This window comes from Mucilaginibacter gossypii (assembly GCF_017569325.2).
Taxonomy (GTDB): domain Bacteria; phylum Bacteroidota; class Bacteroidia; order Sphingobacteriales; family Sphingobacteriaceae; genus Mucilaginibacter; species Mucilaginibacter gossypii.
Genome location: NZ_CP071878.2, coordinates 564,115 through 590,555, shown reverse-complemented (window position 1 = coordinate 590,555; position 26,441 = coordinate 564,115). Strand labels below are relative to the sequence as shown.

The window sequence follows — 26,441 nt, the reverse complement described above, 5'->3', positions numbered from 1 at the left end:
ACCACGTTGCAGGTTATCTTACCTTTGTAAATTGCATGCTTGAGAAGCAGCTATGAGTCAAACTCACAAACAGTAAAAGGCCGCGTGCGCGGCCTTTTACTGTTTGTATTATAAATAAATTTCAGATTACTTTCCCTTTAAAAACCCGGATTATTAGGTAACAATTTCGGATTGACATCTGTCTCCTGTTTAGGCAGCGGGAACAGCAGCTGTTTATCTGTAAACGTGGCGCCAAATACTGTTTTATGGCCTATAAAATTGTCCCAGTTGCCGGTAACATCGTTATGAACTTTGCGGGTTCGGAGCATATCAAACCACATTTTATTTTCGAAGCAGAGCTCAAAATACCGCTGCAACCACACCTCCTGCTCAAATGCTGATTGGGTTAACGCCCCTATCGGAGCCAGCTTAGCCCTTGCGCGGATATTATTAACCATCAATATAGCCGTAGCATTTGGTGCGCCTTCGGCTTCGTTTGATGCTTCGGCGTACATCAACTCAACATCGGCCAAACGGTAAAGGGTGTAGTTAAGATCAGATTTTAACGTGGTATTAACTGCGGTAGAATCAAACCACTTGTATATATAGGGGCTGCGGAAAGTAATTTTTTTGCCCGTTTTTGTATTGGTATAGCTGGAGTAAAAGAACTGCTTTTCTTGTACTCGTTTATCGCCAGCAGCAAACGATGCTAAAAACTGAGTTGTAGGATAAACCGAGCCATACTCATCTGAATATTGCGAAACACCCGAAAAATTTGGAATAGTAAGCGGTGTAAGCGGATTTGACGATGGTACCGACGCCGCATATTGCACCTGGAATATAAATTCACCTGTATTTTTATTTGCTGGTTTGATCATGTCGGTATATTCCGGGAATAGTGTATAACCACCATTCTGGATCACGTTAAGTGAGCGCTTGGCCGATTCGGCGTAGAATGTTTTACCGCCATTGATCGCAGCCCCTGCGTAGGTTAAATACACATCGGCCAGTAAGGCCTCAACAGCACCCATCGATACTTTGCCTGTGTTATCCTTCCATGGCAGCGTTGATTTTTCGGCAGCTAACAGATCGGGGATGATCACTTTATCATAGATATCTTTAGCCGCGGTGCGCGGGATATTCAGGTTAAGGTCCTTAGGTGTTTCGGTAACCATTGGCACCGCGCCGTACATCCGTACTAACTGAAAGTAATAAAGCGCCCGCAGGGTTTTTACTTCGGCAAGCATGTTATTTTTTACCTCATCGGTAAGGCCGGGGGCGCTGATAGCAGGTATTTTACCAATAGCCAGGTTACAGGCACCTATACCAAGGTACATTTGCTGCCACCATGTATCAAAATAAAATGAGGTGGTGCTATACGTTAGGTTCTGGTAATTTACGTAACCGGTTTGCCCAAGGTCGCTGCCCGATTTGCCGGTCATAAATTCCATCAAATTCCAGGTATTACCACCGTACGAACCACTTTGGCCCGATAAAAAGCCCTGCAGGTTTTGGTAACCCGAATTGGTAAAAGCCCTGGCCACCTTAACACTCGATACATTTGATTCGGGCGTAAGGAAACTGGTAGGCTCCTCCTTCAAAAACTTTTTGCAGGAGCATGCAAACAGCACCAGCCCTACAAGCAATATATTTTTTATGGTTTTCATTTTTATATCATTTAAATTAAACTATCAATCGATCCACTACCGCTGTTTAAAAAGTCACCTGTAAACCAAGGTTCCATACACGGGGGCGAGGGTTTGAGAAGAAATCTAAATTCTGCGAGAACGAACCGTTCGACCCGTAGCTTGAATTGAAGGTATCCACCTCCGGGTCATAACCGGTATACTTGGTTATGATGAACGCGTTTTGAACACTTGCGTAGATCCTGAAACGATTGGCATGAAGCTTTTTAAGCACCGGCTGTGGCAAGGTATAGCCCAACGTAAAGTTTTGGCCGCGAATAAACGAACCATCCTCAACCCACCATGTATCGAAATGCGAATCCTGCGCGAATTTGTAATTACGCACCTGCGAAATATATGTATTCTGGTTATTAGGTGTCCAGGCGTTAAGCACGGTGGCCAAACTGTTTGAAAGGGTTTGCCTGTCTTCAACCGAGTGTTTGTAGTTGGCGGCAGTATTTACTCCCTGAACAAAGCGGATATCGAACGAAAAATCGAAAGCTTTATATCTGAAGCTGCTGCTGAAAGTGCCCGTCCATTTAGGATAAGCGCGGCCGATGATACTATAATAATTACTGCCATCCGGATTGTAAATATATTTCCTGTCGCCGGGCTTTAAGCTGTGTTTAGCGGCTTCGGCTACATCCTCGGCCGAAGTGCTATAGGTACCAAGCCTTGTCATACCATAAAACGAACCGATAGGTTCGCCAACCCTGATCACAAAGTTTTGACCAAGGAAATTAGGGCCCGGGAAGATGTCCGCGCCATTATCGTTTAGTTTTAAAACTTTGTTTTTATTGGTAGTGAATATAAAATTGGTACTCCATTCAAAATCGGGAGTTTTAACATTTAGGGTGTTCAGACTAACCTCGACACCGGAGTTACGCACCGATCCTACATTTTTATATACATTGGCATTGGTTTCACCGGCAGACCATGGTATAGGCGCCTGCAACAACAGATCTTTAGTTGTGCGGTTATAATAATCAAGGTTAAGGTTTACACGATCATGAAATAAACCTAACTCCAAACCAGCATCAAACTGAACAGAACGTTCCCACTTTAAGTTAGGGTTACCAATATAGCTTGGCAACAATGTTGACTGAGCAGCCCCACCCAAAACCGTGGTGCTCGGCTGGATCTGTGCCAGCGAACGATAGTTACCAATCTCCTGGTTACCCGAAGTACCGTAACTGGCCCGCAATTTCATGTTGGTGATGGTATGGTTATCCTTCAGGAAATTCTCCTGCGATACACGCCATGCGGCACCCACCGAAGGGAAGAATGCGTACTTGTTGTTCACCCCAAACCGCGATGAGCCATCGTACCGGCCGGTTGCGGTAAACAGGTATTTTTCATCAAGGTTATAAGTTAAACGGGCGTAGTATGAACTTAATGATGATTTTTCATCCTGCGTTTCATTGGCGCTCCTTACAGAACCGGCCTGCTCATAGTGGTACTGAAAAATATCATCAATAAAATTCTGCGTTTCTGAGCGTACCCGCGCATACCCTTGTTGCTGGAACGAGATACCTAACAAGGCGGTGAAGCGCTGCCTTTCGTTGATCTTTTTGTTCCAGGTAAGGTAGTTTTCTGTTTGCCAGTAGTAATTATTATAAGCGTTTACGTTAGCTACACCTCCCTGATCCTGTGATAAGTGCGGCAGATCGCCTGCTGAGTAGAAGTTATTTTTTTGAGCGCTTAAGTTATAGCCGAAATCTGTTTTAAAATCCAGCTCTTTTGTAATGTGGAACAAGGAATAGATGTTACCTAACATTTGCAGGTTATTGTTAAGCGTATAACGCTCGTTAGCAACCTGCACCGGGTTTGGCGCGCCCTCAAGACCGGCAATGTCATAATTACCTGCCCATGTGCCATCAGGATATTTAACAGGTACTATTGGCACCTCTTCTGATACGTCCCTTGGCACGTTCAGGCCACCGTTGCCATCGGTAACTAAACGTTGCCTGCTGCTGATGAGGTTGATGCTGCCGCCCACTTTCAACCAGCTTTTCAGGTCGTTATCCATTGTCATTTTGATGGTATATCTTTTAAAGGCCGATGTTGGCGCAAGACCATTCTGGTTAAAATAGCCAAGCGATAAACTGTAAAGCGACTTTTCGCTACCACCCTGAATGTTTAACTGGTGACTTTGCGAAAACGCCGGCTTGTAGGTTTCTTTTTCCCAATTGGTATCATAAATTGGGTTATTATTAGCGTCAAAAAGCTTAGGGAAATTAGCATGGTTTAATGCAACCGGTGGTGCCCATACCCCTCCGGCCGGGTCAAATTTTTGACCGTTGGCGAATGATTCATTGTAAACTTTAACAAACTCGGCCGAGTTTAAAGTGCGTAAATGGCGATACAGTTCGCTTACGTTAAAGTTATCATCATAAGTAATAGTTGCTGCACCAGTACGGCCACGTTTTGTAGTGATCATAATTACACCATTGGCACCACGCGAACCGTAAATAGCTGTGGACGAAGCATCTTTTAACACCTCGGCCGAGGCTATATCCAGCGGGTTGATAGAGTTTGGATCAACTCCAACAACGCCATCCACCACATATAATGGATCGACATTGGAGTTGATGGATCCGATACCCCTAATTCGTACTTTAGCGCCCGCGCCGGGGGCCGTGCTGTTAACACTAACTTCCACACCGGCTATTTTGCCTTGCAGGGCCTGGGTTACGTTAGCCACGGGTTTATCATTTAACTGATCGCCTTTGATGCCGGTAACAGCGCCGGTAAGATCCGATTTTTTAACGGTTCCGTAGCCTATCACGACGACTTCGTTAAGGGCGCTGGACGTTCCAGCTAACTGCACGTTAACGACAGTTTTGCCAACGGTTGATATTTCCTGGCTGGCATAACCTGTATATGAAAATATCAATACGGGTTTGGCACTGGTTACCTGTATCGTGTAATTTCCGTTAAGATCCGTCTGGGTACCACCCTGGGTGCCCTTTATTTTGATACTTACACCAGGTAAAGCTGAATTATCCTTAGCATCGGTTACCTTGCCGCTGATCTTAACCTGCGCCATCGTGTGCAGCGACAGCAAGGTGAGCAGAATTGAGTAGATAAGATTTTTCTTCATAACATTGTTTAGTAGGTTGTTTTTAAACTGGTAATTATAGGAACACTTCTCTGCGAAGCATTCATGGCGGTTTATAACCGCCGCAAGGCCGGAAGTTGCCCTTCAGAAAGGGCAAAAAAGTCCGGATTGCCTTTATGGCATCATTTTTTTTCATGAATTTGGATTATAGTTTTCTTTAGTTTACGTCCAGCTTATTGGCTGGCAGACTACCGGTTTTTAGCAGCCCATTGCCTTAGTGCCGTAATGGCATCATATAAAACACCTGCCTCACCCCTGAAATCGCCCGAGCCTTTTGGTGCGCCGGATTGCACATCATACCATTCAAAAAAGCCCTTGTTGGCAAGCATCCTGTCGAGCATCGGTGACAACTCCGCGTAAGCCTCCTGCGGGTGACCATTGATAATGAGCGGTGCTATCATTCGTCCGCCAAACCATGTCCAGTCGCCGCCGTTTTGATAACTATAAGGCTTCATGTTTGGATACTGCTTTTCAGGATAAGGGGGGTACACTGTGATGCCGATAGTGGCATGCTTTTCTTTAGCCGCGGCTACAAGCATTTGTTTGTTTATTTCCAAAACTTCGGCCGGAGTGTTAAACCCCGCTATGATAGCACATATGGATCCACCGGTGTATAAGATCTCTTTTTCATTAAAATCCGATGAGAAAGGGCTGCCGTCAAGGTAAATATGTGGGATATATTTTTGAGCGGCAGCATCCCAAAGGTATTTACGAACATTGGCAGTGACTTTTGAAGCAACGGCCTTCCAATCAGTTTGGGCTTTGTAGCCTCGAGGTGCCATCGCAAGGAAATCTTGAACTGCCTTCACAAACATCGCATTATCATAAATATCCAAAGCCCATTTGGTTTTATCATTAATGGCCACGCCCCAGCCGTTTTCGGATTGCACATCGCCCCAATCAATAGTGGTGGCCCCGGTTATCAAACCATATTTTTCCGACCAGCGATCTTTATGCAGATAGGCCAGCGCCGCCTCCATTCGTTGCAAAATCGTTTTACCACCAATACACTCGTTTAAAATAGATTGGTCTCCGGTAAAATCAATGTATTTTTTGACAGCCTGGATCAATGACGATTCCTGGTCGGTCTCTACCGTGTTTTTATGCGCTGCCCAACCCGGCAATAAGGATGAGTAGCGATATTTATAACCTACACTGGCTTTAGCGCTGTCAACTACACCATCCACAATATCCCCGCCCTGGCCCTGAATGCGGAAAAACATTAATAGTTTGGTTTTTACTTCTTTTTTGGGATGTACTTTTAATGAGCCATTGATGAAAGTGTTGAAATCGCGGATCCACACCTCGCTGTAGGATGTACCTGCAGAAAAACCGGATAACAGTTGTAAAGCTTTCGCCTGGACTGTATCAAGCCGGATATCGGCAAGAATTTTCCCCGCCAAAGCTTTGTTGGAGGACTGTTGTGCTCCGGCAATGGAAAAAATAAAGCAAGACAATGCCGTAGAAATGAGTAAACGTTTTTTCATGCAGGTAAATATGTAATTAGGTTACTGCCTTACCAGATAGAAATGGAGACAGATTGTTATAGTATGTACAAACATAGTATCATAATACTATATTCCAAAGTTTTTCCAAAGTTTTTTTATTAACTATGATAAAAAATGAACAGAGGTCAGAAAATTACCTTAGTAAAGGAAGCTGCTACTGAACCCCAAAACCGTATTATAAAAAAATTCAACCTTTTTCTGCTCCGTAGATGTTCCTCCTCCAAAAGTGATACCACTACATGCCGGCCCCTGCCGTTTTCCTGATAAATTACTACCTTGCCACTTAATTCATTATGAAAATTTCCATCGATCATAAAAGCGCCGTACCCTTACATATCCAGGCAGAGAACCTGCTAAGAGAGCTCATCCGCGAGCCTGAATATCAGGCAGGTAAATTATTGCCTAATGAGGTTGACCTTGCTAAAAAGCTGGCTATATCGCGCACCACTTTACGTCAGGCCATTAACAAACTGGTATACGAAGAGCTACTGGTGAGAAAAAAACGGCTTGGAACCAAAGTGGCCCATGCCAAAATGAGCTCCAAATCAATGAATTGGTTGAGCTTTACACAGGAGATGGAAGCCCGCAGCATCCCCATAAAAAATTACGAGCTTCATATTAGCTGGGTCTTTCCCGAAGATCATATCGCGAATTTTTTCGATATCAAAACAGATAAGAAAATTTTGAAAATGGAAAGGTTAAGGGGAAACGCCGAAGAGGCTTTTGTATATTTTATTTCGTATTTTCATCCGAGAATCGGGCTTACGGGCGAGGAAGATTTCAAGAAACCACTTTACGAAATGCTTGAGAGTGAGCATTCTGTAGTTGCAGACCTGTCAAAAGAAGAAATAAGCGCCAAGGCAGCCGATAAATTCATAGCAGGTAAACTGGAGATAGATCCGGGCAGTCCTGTTTTGATCAGGAAACGGTTTGTTTACGATCAGGGCGAACGGCCGATGGAGTATAACCTGGGCTATTATAAAGCCGAAAGCTTTGTTTATACGGTAGAAAGCAGGCGCAGTTCCTAAATTTATTTTTTTGACTTATTTGAAATATAAACGAAATAAAATATGTTTGCACATTACAACATATAAGTGCATGAATAAATCTATTTTATTGAACTCGGTTAATATCGAAACAATGAGGAACACCAAACAGTTTCTGCTTCCGGACTTGAAGAAAGCTGCGAAAAGGCAGGAGTATGACATTTACCCCACTTTCGACATTGCCGGGCCAATATATACCGGTTATAAAACTTTAGCCAATTGGATCATTGCATGCAACCATGATATCGTTATAGATGGCTATTCGGGCGTATATTGGGATGTACTTATCTCCTGTCTGAACGATGAATTTGCCGCTTTAGGCATCCAGGCCAATTGGATTAATGTAAATAAAACATTAAAACCGGAAAGCATTATTCATGAAATAACCGCTAATTACGATGGTGACGATGACCCGTTATTTGGTAAGCTATACAATGGACAGCTGAGCGATTTTTTTGACGTAGAAAAGCTTCAAAGTATTAAACCCGAACCAAATAAATTAAACATATTGTATGGTGCGGGTGCCGCTCTTGCGGGATGGAAATGTACTTTGCTCTATATCGATGTTCCTAAAAATGAGATCCAGTTCCGGTCAAGGGCCAACACAATCTGCAACCTTGGCGAAAAGCAGCCTTCCGATCCCAAAAATCAATACAAACGTTTTTATTTTATAGATTGGCCAGTACTCAACAAGCATAAAAAACAGCTTTTGCCTGCGATAGATGCAATCATCGATGAGCAAAAGATCAATGAAATATCGTGGACAACTGGCGATGCGTTAAGAAACGGACTTAAAACCATGTCCAGCCACATGTTTAGGGCCAGGCCATGGTTTGAGCCCGGGGTTTGGGGAGGCCAATGGATTAAAAACAACATCAATGGCTTGAACAAAGATGTTGTAAACTATGCCTGGTCATTTGAACTTATCGCCCCGGAGAACGGCATCCTGCTGCAAAGCGGCAACAATATGTTAGAGGTATCGTTGGATACCTTGCTGTTACTGGATAACGAAGCCATTTTAGGCAAAGCGGCAGCCAGGTTTGGCGATGCCTTTCCTATTCGGTTCGATTTTTTGGATACTTTTGACGGTGGCAACCTTTCATTGCAATGCCACCCTTCTGTTGAATATATTAAAAATAACTTCGGCGAAGATTTTACGCAGGATGAAACTTATTACATCCTCGATGCAGAACCAGGCGCCGAAGTTTACCTTGGTTTCCGGGAAAACATCAATAAACAACATTTCAGGAGTGTTTTAGAGAACAGTTTTGAGCAAAACGAACCGGTAGAGATCAAAGACTACGTACAAACCTTCCCGGCAACCAGGCACGACTTGTTCCTGATCCCGAATGGTACGGTACATTGCTCGGGCAAAAATAATATGGTACTGGAGATTAGCGCCACGCCGTACATCTTTACCTTTAAAATGTACGACTGGCTCCGTCCCGACTTAAGCGGAAATCCACGAACGCTGAATATCGACCGGGCCTTTGAAAACCTCAATTTCGAAAGGAAAGGTGATGTAGTAACGGAAACACTCATCTCCAAACAAACCACCTTAAAAAAAGGCCATAACTGGGAGATCATTAGCTTATCAACTCATCCTGAGCACTTTTACGCTATTGAGCGCTTTGAGTTTGATACCGAGATAACTGAAGATACCAATAACCAATGCCATGTATTGAGCCTGGTTGAGGGCGAAAGCATTGCAGTGATCACTAACGGTCGTGAACAGGTTATTCATTATGCCGAAACCTTTATTATTCCGGCCGCGGTTAAAAGCTATACACTTAAAAATACGGGCAAAACAAGGGCTAAGGTTATCAAAGCTTTTGTTAAAGACGAATGTTGTTAATATCTCTGCTTAAGTCAAACTCAAAAACGCATCCTCTTAAAACCTTCTAAGTTATGAATAAGATTTTTTCCATCCTGTCGGCATTCATTTTCATATGCACATCAGCAATGGCGCAAACAGGTGGTAAGCATTTTAATGGAATCACCCTGCAACCAACAATAGCCTATATCAATTACCAGGGACAGTCCCGCAGAATGGCCCGGCTACTATTTCATGAAGGTAAAAGCTTCGCAGCCACAGAGGTCACCGTTTCCTTCAATGGCATAACCGATCATGTTATAATACCGGCCAGTAAAGAGGGCACTGATGTATTTGAGCTTCCGCTTCCCGGCTCGCCAATAACTTCGGCAGCACAGGTTACTGTTACCTTAAATTCCGGCGGGCAAACCTATATGGCCCGCTGCATTGTTGAACCGGCCCGTAACAACTGGACCATGTATATCCTCCCTCACTCGCATGTAGATATCGGTTACACCAACACACAGGCAAAGGTTTTGAAGCTGCACATGGATAATATTGATGAGGCTATTGATCTGGCTAAAAAAACGGCCAATTACCCAGTGGAAGCCCGCTATAAATGGACAACAGAAGCTATTTGGGTAGTTGATAATTACCTGAAAGCGGCAGATGAAGCTAAAAAAGAGCGCTTTTGGAACGCGGTGAAAAAAGGATGGATCAATTTGGATGGCGCTTACGGTAATATCAACACCAGCATGACAGACTCCTACCAGTTGATGCAAATGTTCGCCAAATCTCAAAAACTGGCTAAGGCGAATGAGGTTGAGATCCATACCATGTTCCAGGGCGATGTGCCGGGTGCCAGTTGGGGCCTTGCTGCGCAAAGCGAACAAACCGGGATCAAATATTTTTTATCAGGCCCAAACGCATCCGACAGGATAGGCAACCTTGCCAAATGGCAGGATAAACCATTCTATTGGATTTCCCCATCGGGTGAACAAAAACTACTGTTCTGGCAATGCCAGCCTTACTCGATAGGCTATGCGCTAAAAGGAACCAGGATCCCTAATTTTTTTACCATAGATGATCCTAAACCTTTTTACACTGGTCACCCATCGGATAATTTTCTAAACCCGCATCTTTTCCAATATCTCGGCGGCCTTGAACAAAATAACTTTCCGTATAACATGTCGTTGTTAACCTGGGCTATGAGCGATAATGCTCCTATCGATCCTGAACTTCCCGATGCTGTTAAAAGCTGGAACGAGCATTTTGCTTCGCCAAAACTGGTGATCACCTCGGTAAAACAATTTTTCCAGGATTTTGAGAAACAATATCAAGACAAAATCCCGTCGTTCACCGGCGATTATACTGAGTACTGGACGGACGGAGTGTCGTCAGCGGCGAAAGAAACGGCCATCAGCCGCCAAACATCTGATAAGCTGAAACAGGCATCGGCTCTGTGGGCCATCCGTAATAAGCGGGCCTACCCTGCTGATGATTTTGACGACACCTGGAAAAACCTGCTGCTTTACAATGAACATACCTGGGGCGCATATAACAGCGTTGATGACCCCGAAGATGCAAAAGTTAAAAGCGAGTGGGCTATTAAAAAAGGCTATGCACTAAGCGCCCAAAAACAAACCGATTCGCTCAGCAATTTGATATTGGCTATAAAAACAGCAGCAGCAAATAAAGTAGACGTTTACAACACCCTGTCATGGCCGCGTACCGATGTTGTTTATGTACCGGCCGGTTTAAGCAAAGCGGGCGACCTGGTTAAGGATGCAACAGGCAATGCAATCCCATCGCAACGCTTAAGCTCGGGCGAGCTGGCTTTTGTAGCCACCGGGGTACCGGCGTTTGGTAAAAAAACTTACACCATTAACCGTGGTAAAACTTTTGCAAAGAGCAAAGCTGTCATTTCGTTAAACGGCTTGGCTAACGGCATCTACACTGTCACAATTGACAGTAAAACCGGCGATATAAGCAAACTAGTAAAGATCGAGGGTGGCAAAAAACAGGTATTGGTGGATAGCACCGGTTTTAACAAATACATTTATATGCCCGGCGATTCGCTGCAGCGGCAACAAACAAGTACCGACGCCATCATTAGCATTAAAGAAGATGGGCCATTGGTGGTGAGCCTTTTGGTTACCTCAAAAGCGCCCGGAGCCTATGGCTTGACCCGCGAAATAAGGCTGGTTAACGGGCTTGATAAAATTGAGCTGATCAATACCATTGATAAGGAAAGTATTCGCTCTAAAGAGAGCGTTCACTTCGCGTTTCCGTTTAGTGTTCCAGGTGCGCAGGTACGTTATAGTATTCCATGGGGAAGTGCTGCTGCCGAAGCCGACCAACTCCCTAACGCCAATAAAAATTGGTTTACCATGCAGCGCTGGGTTGATGTATCAAACTCGGCGTTCGGTATTACCTGGTCAAGTCCGGATGCGCCTTTGTTTGAGATAGGCAAGATCACAACTGCCGATTTGCTTGGTGGTCTGCATCACGCGCCGCAGTGGTTAACATTCACGGCACAGTCGCCAAAGATTTATTCGTGGGTAATGAACAACTTATGGCATACCAATTTCCGCGCCGGGCAGGAAAAAGGGCCGGGCACCTTCCGTTATATCTTCCGTTCACACGCCTTAGGATACGATAGTTTTGATGCCAACCGGTTTGGCCTTAATAATCATCAGCCATTAGTAGTTTCCGCTTCGGATAATCAGGATGACGAACTGTTTTTTAATATCGGTGGTAAGCAGATCTATGTAGAATCCTTAAAACCTGCCGATGATGGCAATGGCGTTATTGCACAGATAGTGAGCACCGGCGATAGCGAAGTGAACATCACTCCGAAAGCAAAAGCGACGATAAAGATCTGGAAAAGCAATCTGACCGAAGAAAAGGTGGCCGCACTTGATAACAATTTTAAGATTCCGGCAAAAGGAATAATCACTGTACGCATCGAAAAATAAAATCGCCATGAAACAAAAACTATCGCCGGAAACCAAAACCTCCGCCCTGTTTTTAACCGCTGTAACCCTTATAGCCACATTGGGCGGCCTGCTTTTTGGTTTTGATATGGCCGTTATTTCGGGTGTGCTCCCGTTTGTGAAAAGCCAGTTCGCACTATCGGCCGCTACCGAAGGCTGGTTCGTATCATCTGCGCTCATTGGGTGTATTATCGGTGTAGCTTTTTCGGGGGACTTAAGCGACCGGGTAGGCCGTAAAAAAATGCTGATGTTATCGGCGGTGCTTTTTTTACTTTCTGCCCTGGGTTCGACCTTGTCATCGGGCTTTACCTTGCTCATCTTAGCCCGGATGCTGGGCGGTATGGGTGTTGGCGTAGCATCAATTGTGGCACCGCTGTACATATCAGAAATTGCCCCGGCACGGATACGCGGCCGCCTGGTAACTTTTTATCAACTGGCTATCACCGCTGGCATTCTTGTAGCTTACCTTACCAATGCCTGTTTACTTAATTTTTCATTACACCATAAGAGCAATAGCTTAAGTACAATTATCGATCTGGTGATGGTTAAAGAAGTTTGGCGCAGCATGCTTGGCCTGGGCGCCATCCCTGCCCTGCTGTTTTTTGTTGGCTTGTGCTTTGTACCCGAAAGCCCACGCTGGCTTATTCAAAACGGAAAAACCGACGATGGCATTGCCGTCCTCTCAAAAGTAACCGACTATGCAACGGCTCTAAAAGACGTCACACTAATAAAGAACACCCAAAGCCGTGACATAGGCACCTACCGCGAGATATTTGCACCAGCTATGCGTAAACCATTGCTAATTGGCTTGCTGCTGCCGCTGTTCTCTCAGTTCAGTGGTATTAACGCCGTTATTTATTATGGCCCCAGAATATTGAGCGATGCAGGCATCAATATCAGCAACGCCCTGCTTAGCCAAATCATATTTGGCATTGCTAACTTTGCTTTTACGCTAATAGCTATTTGGAAAGTTGATAAGATGGGGCGCAGGCCCTTATATATAGCCGGTGCTTTAGGTGCCACGGTTTGCCTTATTTTTACCGGCGTTTGCTTTTATACAGGTACTACAACCGGCATTGCATTAGTTGTTAGCATCATCCTGTTTTTAGCTTGTTTCGCGTTCTCGATAGGGCCGTTAAAATTCGTTATCGCATCCGAAATTTATCCAACAAGGATCCGAGGTCGGGCTTTAGGCTTAAGCATCATGACCATGTGGGTGGCAGATACAATCGTAGGGCAGCTAACCCCTATGTTTTTAAATTCAATCGGGCCGGCGGTCACCTTCTGGTTCTTTGCGGCGTGTTGCTTTTTTTCTTTACTGATTGTGTATAAAATGGTTCCCGAAACCAAAGGAAAATCGTTGGAGGAGGTTCAGGAAATCTGGGCTGGGCACTAACCTGAATTTGCATTCAGAAAGGTCACTTCAGAGTGCTGCTTAACCTTCCGCCTGAGGTTCACTCCCGGCAACAGGTTGGCAATTTTCTGAGTATCGCAGGTCGCCCCCAATCGTATTATTCAGGGCATTAACGTTCTTTATAACGTAAAAGGTATATTTTCAATCACTTCGTTTTTTGCTGAAACAAATGCACCGCCTGTATGCCCACCGCAGGACTTCCGGTCGGATAAATCGAGCTTTGTGAGGCCCCGGTAATAGCAGTACTTATCACCCAAAGCCTGATGGCATTAGCAGCGGTATTTACCGAATAACTTTGTGTAATAGTATGTCCTCCATCGATCTTCCAAGACGGGATACGATGCCGTTTCCAACTGGCGACGCTTTCCATTGTACCGTTTGAAGCGATCTTCCGAGCCAGTCCGCATAGTCCATGCTGACCTGGCTTTAGCTTTATCTGTACTGGCTATTTTCAGCTTGGCATCATCAATCAAAGCCTTTAATCCCTGGTACAGTGTAACTCAACGCGATCATTGCTACAGGAAGTGCAGTTCATTTAACTGTTGGCCTTACATTGCCCAGTTGCCAGGTATGCAAATTGAATGGCGAAACCGGTGGCAATTGAAGACTATAAGGGCTACAAAACGCTTTCTCATTAGATGATTGCCTCCCTCGAGCAATATGCTGTGATTTACCCACTAAGTGCTTTTTTCAACTAAAAACTCCCCTTTTGTCCCCTCTTTTTTGCTGGTTAGCCCCTTTTGTTTTCTGTGTTTTTCAAAGACTTTGCATCTCTCGAATGGCCATTAAGAGATGACTATTCGTGCAACCAATTATACTGTTAATTAAAACCCATGATGAAAAAAAACCGAACGCAGCGCATGCGCCCAGGAAAGAGAAGCCGCATGCATCTTAACTGAAAACGATCTCGAGAAATGTCGGGATAAATACTGCCCGGGCAATTGTCCTTTATTGTTAACCCTGAAAGCTTCATTTAAATTATGCCTTTCGGTTGTTGGTGTCTGACATGCCAACAGCGTTTACATAACTGTCTTTTGTCAATACCCAAAAATCTAAATTATTAATAACCCAATTATGAAACGAAAATTACTTATTTCAAATTATTTGTATTCCCAGGGTTTTCGCACCACATTTAAAGCTTTGGCATTGCTGATATTGCCAATTGGTGCTAACGCGTCGACCCCCAATTTAGTAATGCACAACAGCAGGCAGGTAATAGCCAATGTAACTTCTGATAAAGCGGCTATCACGGTAAAAGGATCTGTTGTCGATGCCGGCGATGGTCAACCGCTGGTCGGTGTATCTATCAGTATTAAAGGTACTGTTAAAGGTGCACTAACTGATATAAAAGGCAACTTTCAACTAAGCAATGTGCCCGAAAATGCGGTGTTGGTTGTAACTTATATTTCTTATGAGAAAGTTGAAATTGCAGTTAACGGTAAAACTGATATTGCGATAAAGCTTAAACCATCGATGAAAACCCTAAATGATGTGGTGGTAGTAGGTTACGGAACGCAGAAGAAAGAAAACCTAACAGGATCTGTAGGTATTGTAAATACGCAGGACCTGGAAAGCAGACCCTTAACAAATACCAGCCAGGCATTGCAAGGTACAGTTTCCGGTGTTTTTGCACTGCAAAGTTCGGGTAAACCGGGAGATGATAATACAGTCATAGATATCCGCGGCGTTGGAACTTTTGGAGATAATTCCCCATTAGTATTAGTTGACGGTTTCCCCGGGGCAATCGGCGATGTAAACCCTAATGATGTTCAATCAATTTCGGTGCTTAAAGACGCGGCATCATCGGCTATTTACGGTAACCGTGCTGCAAACGGCGTTATTTTAATTACTACTAAACGAGGATCTGCAGGCAAAGTCCGTGTTAATTACAGCGGATATGCAGGTATTCAGAGCCCGACAAGGCTACCTAAAGTACTAAACTCGGTTCAATATACTACACTGCATAACGAGGCTGATATAAATAGTGGCGCGCCTCCTACATATCCCGACTCGATAATACAAAAATATGCGGCGCATAACAACCCATTATACCCCGATATCAATTATTTCAACGTATACTACGGTAACGCTTACATGCAAAATCACCGGGTAAGCGCAACGGGGGGGAGTGATAATGTTAACTACTCCTTTATGCTGGGACATTTGGATCAGGACGGTATATTGGTTGCAACCAATTATAAAAAAACCGACTTCCGCCTTAATCTTGACAGTTATCATCTAAAAGATAAAAAACTCCGTGTTTCGGGCAATATATCTGGAAACGTGGGGATAAAAAATGAACCGACCGACCTCTGGAACGCCGAATGGTATGCAACTTTAGCGCCAATACATCCACTTAAGGATGCCAACGGCAACTGGGTTTCTGTTAACGGCGAACGCAACTATTACGGTGAAATTAAAGAAGGGAGTACAAACCTTACAAAACGCTATAATTTTAGCGGACAGGCCGAAGCTGAATATAAAATTCTGCCAGGTTTAAGCGCGCAGCTTACCTACGGTTATAACGTTATCTCCACTAATGGCAATGCCTTTCATGCCAATGTAACCTTACAAAATCAAAACGGAACAGTTACGCAATTACCTTCCGATCTGACTACGTCGAGCGAGATTGACGGTCACTCGTTACTCACAGGTTTACTAAAGTATAACAAAACCATCAACCATCATTCATTCAATTTATTAGGCGGTTACAGTGAAGAGGAGTTTACCTACGATTGGCAAAGCGGCTATCGTGCACATTTTGTAAACAACACACAACGTGTATTAAACCTGGGCGATGCAGCTACACAGACCAATAATGCCGGCAGCTATGCTCTTGGCCTTCGCTCATACTTTGGCCGTTTCAGTTATGCTTTTGATGAAAAATATTTATTTGAAGCCAATATCAGGAGGGACGGCTCTTCCAGGTTTGCACAGGGTAAACAGTGGGGTACATTTCCTTCATTCTCAGCTGGATGGGTAATATCGAAGGAAAGCTTTATGAAAAACCTGAGCTGGCTTGATTTTGCAAAAGTTCGTGCTTCCTGGGGGCGTTTAGGTAATCAAAATATCAGCAATTACTATAATGGCAGCGATATCCTGAGCTCTGGTCAGAATTACTCGTTTGGCGGAACACTTTATTCCGGCGTTGCTATTACAGCGATGACCAACAAGGACCTAACCTGGGAAACAGCTCAGCAATTGGATTTGGGCCTTGATATATCTCTTCATAATAACATTGAGATTACGGCAGATTATTTTGATAAAAGAACTAAGAACCTGCTGTTGACCCAGCCAATTCCACTAACAATCGCACAGTCGGCACCAATGGCTAATGCAGGCGAAGTACAAAACAAAGGCTTTGAGCTCGGTATCTCCTATAAAAAGGCATTTGATAATGGTATTAAATTAAGAACAGCTTTGAACGTTTCGCACATTGTAAACAATATCCTGTCCATGAACGTGCCACAGCAGTTTACATCTCCAAAGGCGATTGTTGTTGGTTCCGCTATTAATTCGTTCTACGGATACCAGATGACTGGTATCTACCAAATTTCCGACTTTACATGGCAAAACAATAGCGATGCGTCCATCCCTTACGCAAATCGTACTTACACGCTTAAACCAGGTGTTGTTAAGGTAAGCGATTACAACGCACAACCGGGGGATATTAAATATGCCGACCTTAATGGCGATGGTATAGTTGACCAAAATCATGACCGTAAAGTTATAGGGAAGCAGTTTCCAAGTGTAACGTATGCTTTCAATTTCAATGTGGCCTGGAAAGGCTTTGACCTTGGGGCGTTTTTACAAGGTGTACAAGGTATGCAGGGTTATACCTATTATGAAATTGCTTCACCTTTCAGCGGCTTTGCCAACCTTGGTACCTGGTGGTTAAACAGGTGGACGCCTCAAAATCCATCCAATACTTACCCGCGCCTTACATTGGATGGGGTTAGAAACAATATTCACTCTTCCTTTTATGTAGAGAATGCATCCTATCTGAGGATAAAAAATATTGAATTAGGATACACCTTAAGTCCGGCTGCTATTAAAAAGATCGGGTTAAGCTCTTTGAGAATCTATGCCAATGTGCAAAACGCCTTTACGTTCACCAAATTTAAAGGCTTTGACCCGGAACAAACTACAGACCAAACAAGGGCCGAAGCGTATCCTCAGGTCCGTGTGATGACTGCAGGTGTAAATGTTAATTTCTAAATGATAAAATCATGAAAAGTATATATAAAGTCTTAACCGTATTAGCTGTTATTAATCTTGCAAGCTGCAAGAAAGGTCTGTTGGACAAAACCCCAAATGACCGCTTATCACCATCAACATTCTACCAAAATGAAACCCAGGTAAAAATGGCCCTGGTGGGTATTTACAATGCGTTACAGCCCAATGCAACGCCGGCACAATTTTTTCAGTTTGATTTTGAATCGGATAATGCCTATTGCCAGGATGCGTGGCAGGGCTCGAAGGAAGTGGGGGAATGGCAAACAACATCCAACAGTTGGGCCCCATACGCTAAGTGGACGCAGGATTACGCCATCATTTCAAGGGCCAACGAGTTCCTTAAGGATGTTGCTGCTGCAAGCATTGATGCCACTGTAAAAAGCCAGATGGCGGGAGAGGCAAAGTTTTTACGTGGATATGCCTATGCTGATCTGATTGCTTACTTCGGCGATGTACCTTTAATTACTCAGGTTCAAACACTTTCCGACGCTTATGTTTCCAGGACAGCCAAAGCCAATGTACTTACCCAGGTTGTAACTGACCTTACCGATGCGGCTGCGGCACTGCCAACCTCTTATTCGGGTTCTGACGTGGGCCGTGCAACAAAGGGCGCTGCCCTGGCCTATAAAGCAAAAGTGCTTTTGTACAACGGAAAATGGGCCGATGCTGCACAGGCTGCGCAGGATGTTATCGATCTTAAAGCCTATAGTTTATATCCAAATTACAGCTTGCTTTTTGATGAAACGCATGAGAACAACAGTGAGGTGATTTTTGATATTCAGTATATCCCAACCACCCAGCCACAGCCCTGGCCTTCATCTGCCTTATCTTTAAGTGTTTGGCCAACACCAAATGTTACCGCCGATCTGATCGATTCATATTACATGACCAATGGATTGCCGATAACCAACTCTGCTTCAGGATACAATTCGCAAAACCCTTATGTTAATCGCGACCCAAGACTGGCTTCTTCAGTGGTGTTGCCCGGCTCTCAGTGGGGTTCAACTACTTACATCCCCGCCACTGATGTAGTTCCGTCAGGGGCCCGTCCGCGTAAATACGCAGCAATTGGTATTGCCGACCCGAATAATTGCTCTTTAAATACAATCCTGATGCGTTATGCAGATGTATTACTGATCCGTGCAGAAGCCTTGATTGAATCCGGAAGTACAGCACCCGAAATCTATAGACTCATTGACCAGGTTCGGGCAAGGGTAAATATGCCAACTGTAGAAAGTGTGGAAGGAGCCGGTTTAAACCAGGCACAATTACGTGCCGTTTTGCGCCACGAGCGTAGGGTAGAGTTTTTTATGGAAGGCACCCGGTATGCAGATATGTTACGATGGAAAGATCAATCCCTCGTTCATGACGTGTATGGTTACGACAAATCGTTACTAAAGAACCCGGCAAGCCCATCTACCTGGAAATTTAGCCAGGTTAAGTTAGAGACCAGAACATTTGACGCTGGCAAAGGGTGGCTTTGGCCGATTCCTCAGGCTGATATTGATATTAATAAAAAATTGTTGCCTAACAATCCGGGCTATTAGGGCTTCCGGACATTACGTCATTAAATGATGTGATTGTCCCCCTTCTTTAACTACAACCCTCGATAGGACTGCCGGTTACGGCGACCTATCGAGGGTTGTAGCATTATAAATGCATGTATAATGCATCTATCTTGTATCTTATTGAAAATTCTACGCCCTATTAGTAAAAGATCGGAGAGTATATGGCTGGTTAAAAGGGAATGACTTTCGAATGTGATCCCGCTCTATGTAAAACCTTCTCAAACAAAATTTAAACAGTCATTAAGATATGATGGATGTGCTTTTCACTTATTTTAAGAAACGGCTTTTAAAGCCTAACGAATTTGGAATCTCTATAATTATGAATTGATTGAAAACAAAAAAAGGCCGTCCTTTTGAGACAGCCTTCAACAATGTGTTTCTAAACTAAAGCGGAATGCTTACCCTGGCAATTAAATATGTTCTATTGAGCAATAAGTTTCCATTGCTGGTTATAACTTGAACCCTGTGGCCACTGCTGTACAGCTGATCCATTGGAAGTTAAACCTCCGGTATCAAGGCATTTGCCTGTGGTAAGATTAATTACCCTATAATAGCCATCTCCGGTTGAAACAAGCGACCAACGTTGGTTTGTACTCGTGCCTACTACATATTGTAAAACATTTGATCCATCTGCGGTATTAGTACCCACATCAAGACATTCTTTTCCGGTAACACAACTTAAAGTATAATAACCGGCAGTGTAGCTTATATTCCATTTTTGGTTATTGCTTGTTCCTGATGCCCATTGAGCTACAGCTGCACCATCAGTTGTGCTGCCCAGGTTATCGAGCATAAGGCCCGATGCACGGTTTTGAAGTTGATATCGCCCGTCGGCTACCGGCCCTATCCATACAGGTGAGGCAGTAAGTTTCCATGACCACCTGAACATATTGGCAGTACCCGGGCTAACCTCGGTAAGGTTATTATTTGCTGTATACCAGCGATAGGTATCAATGTCATTAACTCCGGACCATGCTATTGTTCCCATTGAATTATCCTTGGCATAGGCAAGCGATCCGGTCAGGAATGCCTGGTCAACATATACGCCGGTATCCCATTGCCACCAGAAGCTCATGTTCCTGAATGTTTCAATACCAACCTCGGTAACTATAGTACGAGATGCGTATGAACCTGTACGGGCCGACATGATATTATAGTAGCTTGACCAAACATTGTATGAGCCCCAGAACCACCAGTAGCAATGCAGTCCAAGATACTGGTTGGCTAACCTTGAATCGGCACCAACCGCAGTTACGTCGGCGGCATACCCGGTACCATCAAGGATACATTTTCCATCGGCCGGGCTGTAAGTGGTTAAGAAACCAGCATATAAGTTGTTCAGGTCGGTACTTGAATAATCAACCGGCTCGTTGATAGGTTCATATAATACCGATGTATTGTTTTTATATACATTATTTACTGTTGCCCACATGGTATGCCATTGTGCAGTATCAGGTACATGGTGTACCCCAACCGGCCAATAACAAAGTATTACTTTACAGCCGTTTGCCACAACCGCGTTAATTGCAGCCTGGTAAACCGGCCAATAAGTTGAGCTTGAGGCAGTCCAGGGGTTTATCGGCATCCTGATGGTGGTGCCGCCGCTTGTTTTAACGGCACTGGATATATTAGTGGCCAACGTAGCAGCCTGTGTAGCGGTAAGCGATGTTGTCATACCACTGGGCAATACAACCCTCCCATCTCCCTCGTTTCCGTTAGGGTCGGCCCAGTTTATACCCCTGAAACCGTTTGTATTGGTAGTTGAAAGGGCAAATGATTGTTTTCCAAATTTCTGGCCTGATAGGTCAGCGCCTTTTTGAATAGGGTTTTTAGAACAGCCCATGGCCAGGGCTAACAGGCAGCATAATGCCCCGGTAGTTAAATTTTTTCTCATAATTTTATATCAGGTGTTAAATAAGTAGCTCTTTTGATCAATCGGTTTTAATTTTTAATTACGGCGGGGCCCTTCCCAGCGTTAATATGAAGGGAATTATATCGGTCGGCAGTGAACTGACCGAATGCATATTCGGGCTCAAATCAAATATTATCATGGCAGATGTTTTGAACAATAGATTTTCTGCCGATAATTAACTGTCAATCACTGCGGCATGTAACCGTCAGTAATTAATTAGCCATTAAAAATGGCTATACGTAATGTCGGAGGATGAAAATCCGTGTTTATATGGTTGTCCTAAATTTCTTTTAAAAAGTAGGAATTGAAAAGGGGGTAAAGCCTCAATATTGAGGGGATAAAGTGGCATTTTATCAGGGTTTATTACAATAGCACAGCTTTTAATTTGCCTTTCCGCCGATTCAACGAATGCCTTTTGTTCGTAATTATTGTTATAAATACAATTAATAATTATTTACATTTGAATGCCTTATAAACTTAGTATTCCAGCATTATATGACAGGCTCTGCCAAAAGTTAAGCGAATTGATGAATCATTTTAATGAGCATTAAATGAGTTTTTGATGCCTATTGGTCCTTACAGGAAAATTCATCAAATGAACATCTAATACCTGGATATTAGAAAATTATTTGCAGGCACTTGTGGCACAGCCAACAAACTCTGTTTTTACATTGCCGAATTGTTGAAGGTTACAAGTGTATTAAGTACAATATTAAATGCATGGCCTGCCTAAGCCAAGCGGCGATAACTGGTTTATAGTGTAAAAAATGTTAGTGATGATACGGAGTGTTGTATTTGCCTAATTAAAAGTGATAACGGATTTATGCGTAAAGTTGTCTTGTTTTTTCTGATTAATCTTCTGTATGTCAGTGTTGTGAACGCGCAGGCTCCGGTAACTTTTCCAGCTAACGATGCAAGGAATTTTGCATTAAAATCATATACCACTCATGATGGCCTGCCATCTGAAAATGTAACAGTGGCACTTAAAGACAGCCGGGGGTATATGTGGATAGGGACGGATAACGGGCTTTGTAAGTTTGACGGCTACACTTTTGAAAGTTTAGTGAATATTCCCGGAAACACTGCGAGTATAAGTTCAAATTTTATCAGTGCGCTGGCCGAAGACAAGAACGGAAAGATATGGGTTGGCACCATGGACGGCTTAAACATTTTAGATCCCAATACTGAGAAGTTTGAACGATTTTATCATAGCGATAAGATCAAAGAGTCGGTAAGTAATAATAAGATTTTTTCGATCTTCTGCGACAGAGAAGGAACAATATGGATAGGTACGGATGATGGTTTTAATCAATATGTGTCAAATAAGCGATCTTTTGTTAGTTATAAACCCAATCAGAATGATCGATTTTCAATAAAAGGCAAGTCGGTAAATGCAATTGTTGAGGATGATAAAAAAAACCTGTGGCTGGGAAACTGGAATGGTGGATTAAATAAATTCGATAAGGTAAGTAAACATTTCAGCAATTATCCGCAGACTGAATCTCAGCTTAAAAAAAGCCCCAATGATATTTGGAGCCTTTTTTACGATCAAAAAAACGGTTGCATTTGGGTGGGTACCTATTGGAGCGGCCTTTTTTGTTTTAATCCTAAAAACCAGCAATATACCCGGTTTTCAAGTCACGATAATATCAACGTAGGAGCTTTTAGCATTGATAAGGCTAATGACTCCACCTTAGTTGTTGGAAGTAACGGCGGGTTCTATTTTATAAATAAGGGTAATGGTCAATGGCGAAAGATTGGCGATATTAATAGTACTGCGGATGGATATGTTTATAATGATGGGGCCGGTATTATGTGGCTTTGTGGCAAAGACGCCTTAACAAAAGTTGATTTTACACAATATAAATTCCGTTTCATCCCCTTATCAATCGCGCCCCGCGAAGCAAAAAGTATGTTATTGCAAGGCAATATGTTGTGGCTGGCTACCAACGAAGGGCTTTATAAATTTGATTTACTGAAGAAGACGACAAAGTTATTTCAACATACCAATGATCCCTCAAGTATCAGCAGTAACCAGGTTGGTAAAATATATTTGGACAATGAGGGGGCGCTATGGGCAGCAACCGAAAACGGGTTCGATAAATTTGACAGCAGCAATAATAGGTTTATCCATCATTTTCACCATTCGGCCCTGAGTAATTTTTTTAACGAAGATGTTTTCAGGGATATTCTTGAAGTAAGGCCTCATGAATATTGGCTCGCCACAGATGCCGGTTTAAAGATTTACTATGAAGAAACACGGCAATTTAAACATTATTATAATGACGACAGAAACCTCAATTCAATTGCCAGTAACCATATTTATAATCTTTTAAAAGATAGCAAAGGCAATGTATGGATCGGAACAAGCGGAAACGGTGTTGATCGTTTTGATCCTAAAACCGGGATTTTTCACCACTATACTTATAATGATAAAATTGCAAGCAGCCTCAGTAATAATATTGTGCATTGCATATTTGAGGATAGCAAAAAGGATATCTGGATCTGCACAGCCGACGGATTGAACAAATATGCTCCGGAAACCGATTCTTTTATTGTTTATTCACGTAAAAGCGGATTTGTAAGCAACGTTTTCAACAGTGTGGTTGAAGATGAGGTGGGAAATCTTTGGATCAATTCTGCCACGGGGGTATCAAAGTTTACGCCCCAACCATTATCCATAATTAATTTTGATGAGGGCGACGGCGTATTTTCGCATTCGCTTATTTACAAAGCGGCAGATGGGCAAATTTATTTAGGAGGAAATTCAGGTGTAGTGGTATTCGATCCTTCAAAAATCAAGTTGAACGATAAAATCCCAGAGGTTTACTTTACCGATTTTCAGGTGTTTAATAAATCTGTAAAACCCGGTGCTGATTCACCATTGAAAAGACCTGTTGGTACAGCAGATACTGCCTTTCTTAACTATGATCAAAATGTATTTTCAATTGAATTTGTTTCGCTTAATTATACTCATCCGGAAAAAAATAGTTATAGGTATAAACTGGAAGGCTTTGACGAAAAATGGAATTTTAACGGTAACCAACGAAGGGTTACTTACACCAACCTTAATCCCGGAACTTATAGATTCAAAGTTATAGCAAGTAATAATGATGGTATCTGGAACAAGACGCCCAAATCCCTGATCATCATTATTTCGCCGCCATGGTACCGTACCTGGTGGGCATATACAATTTATACCATAATCATTGGCGGGGTAATTAACCTGTATCTTTTATACCGGGACCGTCAGGCTAAATTAAAATATGAAATCCAGATAGCTCATTATGAAAGCGAAAAGGAAAAGGAGCTCAGCGAACGAAAGCTTGCCTTCTTTACCAATATTTCGCATGAGTTCAGAACACCATTAACGTTGATCATTAATCCTATTAAGGAACTTTTATATAATGAAAAGAAGGCGGTTGATACCTCCAATTTAACCATCGTTTACAGGAACGCACGCCGGTTATTAGGTTTAGTAGATCAGTTGCTGCTTTTCAAAAAGGCCGAATCGGAATCTGATCAATTGAGGATAAGTAGTGTTAATATAATCGATTTATGCAGGGAGGTTTATTTATGCTTTGTACATGAAGCAAAAAGAAAACACATTCAACTTGAATTCATATCACCAACCGATTGTTTGAATGTTTATATCGACCGGGAAAAAACAGAGATCGTGCTGTTTAACTTGCTCTCAAACGCGATGAAGTTCACTCCAAAACTCGGTAGAATTCGTGTTTGTGCAGGGGAATTTGAACAGACAGTTTCAATAATCGTTGAGGATACCGGCTGTGGAATCCCACCTGAAGTTGGCGAAAGACTTTTTAGCCGGTTTTACCAGGTGTCTGATTTGGCCAGTACGTCAAACGGAGGGTTTGGCCTTGGACTTTATCTTGTTAAAAATTTTGTAGAGCGTCAGGCCGGAACTGTTGAATATCACAGCGAAGCGGGAAAAGGGACAGCTTTTACAATCACTTTAAAAAAAGGGAAATCGCATTTAAAAGATCAGATCATCTCAGAACATCCAACAGCTACTTCTGAGTTTTTAAAAGAGTTGATCGATTCTGAAACTACAGCCAATGATATAGTACCCGCAGCAGATCAGGGAGAGGAAGTAATAGTGTCTGACCTCAAAACACTGTTAATCATCGATGACCATGAGGATATGAGAGAGTATCTCCGCCAGATATTTAAACTTGAATATAATGTTCTTGTAGCGCCAAGTGGTGAGGATGGAATCAAAATTATTAATGAGCAGTGGCCGGATATAGTCATATGCGATGTGATGATGCAGGGCATGACCGGGATAGAAGTTTGCGCCGCTATTAAAGAGAATATGACAACATCTCATGTTCCCGTTATCTTATTAACCGCCAGTGCATCAAATGAAATTAAACTAAAAGGTATTGAAGGAGGCGCCGACGATTATATTGGAAAACCTTTTGACAAAGACATCCTGAAAGCACGGGTTAGCGGGTTGCTTAAAAGCCGAAACACACTTCAGCAATACTTTTATAATGAAATTACGCTGAACAACAACCCGCACACTATCTCTATCGAGTACAAAAGATTTCTGGATTCCTGTATCCGCATTGTGGAAGATCATATAACTGATCCTGATTTTAATCTGCAATCCTTAGCCTCCGAATTAAATATGTCTTATTCGGGTATCTACAAAAAAATCAAAATGATTTCAGGGCAGCCAGCTAATAGCTTCATAAGAGCTATCAGATTGCGAAAAGCCGCACAGCTATTTGTTCACAGCGATCTAAATATACTGGAAACCGCTTACGCTGTTGGAATAAAAGATATCAAATACTTTCGTGAGCAGTTTAAGAAAGTGTTTGATTTAAAACCTTCTGAATACATCAAAAAATTCAGGAAGAATTTTAAAAACGCCATGGTTTACCAGGGGAGCGAAAGGAAAATAAACCCGTAATACCTGTCTTATTTATTCTTTTTTAAAAAGTTAAACTTAATCTTAGCCGGTAAATTATTGGCTATTTTAAACCTATCCCGGCTAGTACGCGTTTGATTATACTTTACTTTTTGATTTTTTGAAGAAGTAATATTATAAAAAGTCGTCCGGTAAACCGTTTCCCAACGGAAAAGCAAAACAATACTGTTTACTTAATCTTATACGCATTACAGGAAACGTGATGA

General features: G+C 42.9%; 12 protein-coding genes. 7 read left to right on the top strand and 5 right to left on the bottom strand.

The window, feature by feature from the left end:
• Positions 1-137: 137 nt before the first annotated feature.
• The 3 genes from J3L18_RS02625 to J3L18_RS02615 form a co-directional block, all read right to left on the bottom strand.
• Positions 138-1,646, bottom strand: a complete 1,509-nt coding sequence (locus J3L18_RS02625) for a RagB/SusD family nutrient uptake outer membrane protein (RefSeq protein WP_129570636.1) — start codon at positions 1,644-1,646, stop codon at positions 138-140.
• A gap of 46 nt (positions 1,647-1,692) precedes the next feature.
• Positions 1,693-4,767 (bottom strand): SusC/RagA family TonB-linked outer membrane protein, encoded by a 3,075-nt coding sequence (locus tag J3L18_RS02620; RefSeq protein WP_129570637.1) that lies wholly within the window; start codon positions 4,765-4,767, stop codon positions 1,693-1,695.
• Positions 4,768-4,973: 206 nt separating this feature from the next.
• Complete coding sequence (locus J3L18_RS02615) at positions 4,974-6,272, bottom strand: GH36-type glycosyl hydrolase domain-containing protein (protein ID WP_129570638.1); 1,299 nt, start codon at positions 6,270-6,272, stop codon at positions 4,974-4,976.
• Between the two features lie 314 nt (positions 6,273-6,586).
• On the opposite strand from J3L18_RS02615, the gene J3L18_RS02610 reads away from it, so the two are divergent.
• From J3L18_RS02610 to J3L18_RS02595, 4 genes are all read left to right on the top strand, one after another.
• On the top strand, positions 6,587-7,321 hold the full coding sequence (locus tag J3L18_RS02610; protein ID WP_091169993.1) for a GntR family transcriptional regulator: 735 nt from the start codon (positions 6,587-6,589) through the stop codon (positions 7,319-7,321).
• Positions 7,322-7,391: 70 nt separating this feature from the next.
• Positions 7,392-9,194 (top strand): class I mannose-6-phosphate isomerase, encoded by a 1,803-nt coding sequence (locus J3L18_RS02605; protein WP_223266230.1) that lies wholly within the window; start codon positions 7,392-7,394, stop codon positions 9,192-9,194.
• Positions 9,195-9,247: 53 nt separating this feature from the next.
• Complete coding sequence (locus J3L18_RS02600) at positions 9,248-12,130, top strand: glycoside hydrolase family 38 N-terminal domain-containing protein (protein ID WP_129570639.1); 2,883 nt, start codon at positions 9,248-9,250, stop codon at positions 12,128-12,130.
• A 7-nt stretch (positions 12,131-12,137) separates the two neighbouring features.
• Entirely contained in the window at positions 12,138-13,544 is a 1,407-nt protein-coding gene (locus J3L18_RS02595; RefSeq protein ID WP_129570640.1) for a sugar porter family MFS transporter, read from the top strand.
• 163 nt (positions 13,545-13,707) lie between these two features.
• Here the strand turns inward: J3L18_RS02595 and J3L18_RS02590 are convergent, their stop codons facing one another.
• Positions 13,708-13,932, bottom strand: coding sequence for a hypothetical protein (locus J3L18_RS02590; RefSeq protein ID WP_129570641.1), 225 nt, complete (start codon positions 13,930-13,932; stop codon positions 13,708-13,710).
• A 704-nt stretch (positions 13,933-14,636) separates the two neighbouring features.
• On the opposite strand from J3L18_RS02590, the gene J3L18_RS02585 reads away from it, so the two are divergent.
• Together J3L18_RS02585 and J3L18_RS02580 are read left to right on the top strand one after the other, a co-directional pair.
• Positions 14,637-17,780, top strand: a complete 3,144-nt coding sequence (locus J3L18_RS02585; RefSeq protein ID WP_129570642.1) for a SusC/RagA family TonB-linked outer membrane protein — start codon at positions 14,637-14,639, stop codon at positions 17,778-17,780.
• Between the two features lie 11 nt (positions 17,781-17,791).
• Positions 17,792-19,345 (top strand): RagB/SusD family nutrient uptake outer membrane protein, encoded by a 1,554-nt coding sequence (locus tag J3L18_RS02580; protein ID WP_129570643.1) that lies wholly within the window; start codon positions 17,792-17,794, stop codon positions 19,343-19,345.
• A 442-nt stretch (positions 19,346-19,787) separates the two neighbouring features.
• Here J3L18_RS02580 and J3L18_RS02575 read toward each other — a convergent pair whose 3' ends face one another.
• On the bottom strand, positions 19,788-21,260 hold the full coding sequence (locus J3L18_RS02575; protein ID WP_129570644.1) for an RICIN domain-containing protein: 1,473 nt from the start codon (positions 21,258-21,260) through the stop codon (positions 19,788-19,790).
• Between the two features lie 841 nt (positions 21,261-22,101).
• Here J3L18_RS02575 and J3L18_RS02570 point away from each other — a divergent pair.
• Positions 22,102-26,217, top strand: coding sequence for a two-component regulator propeller domain-containing protein (locus tag J3L18_RS02570; protein ID WP_129570645.1), 4,116 nt, complete (start codon positions 22,102-22,104; stop codon positions 26,215-26,217).
• Positions 26,218-26,441: the final 224 nt, after the last annotated feature.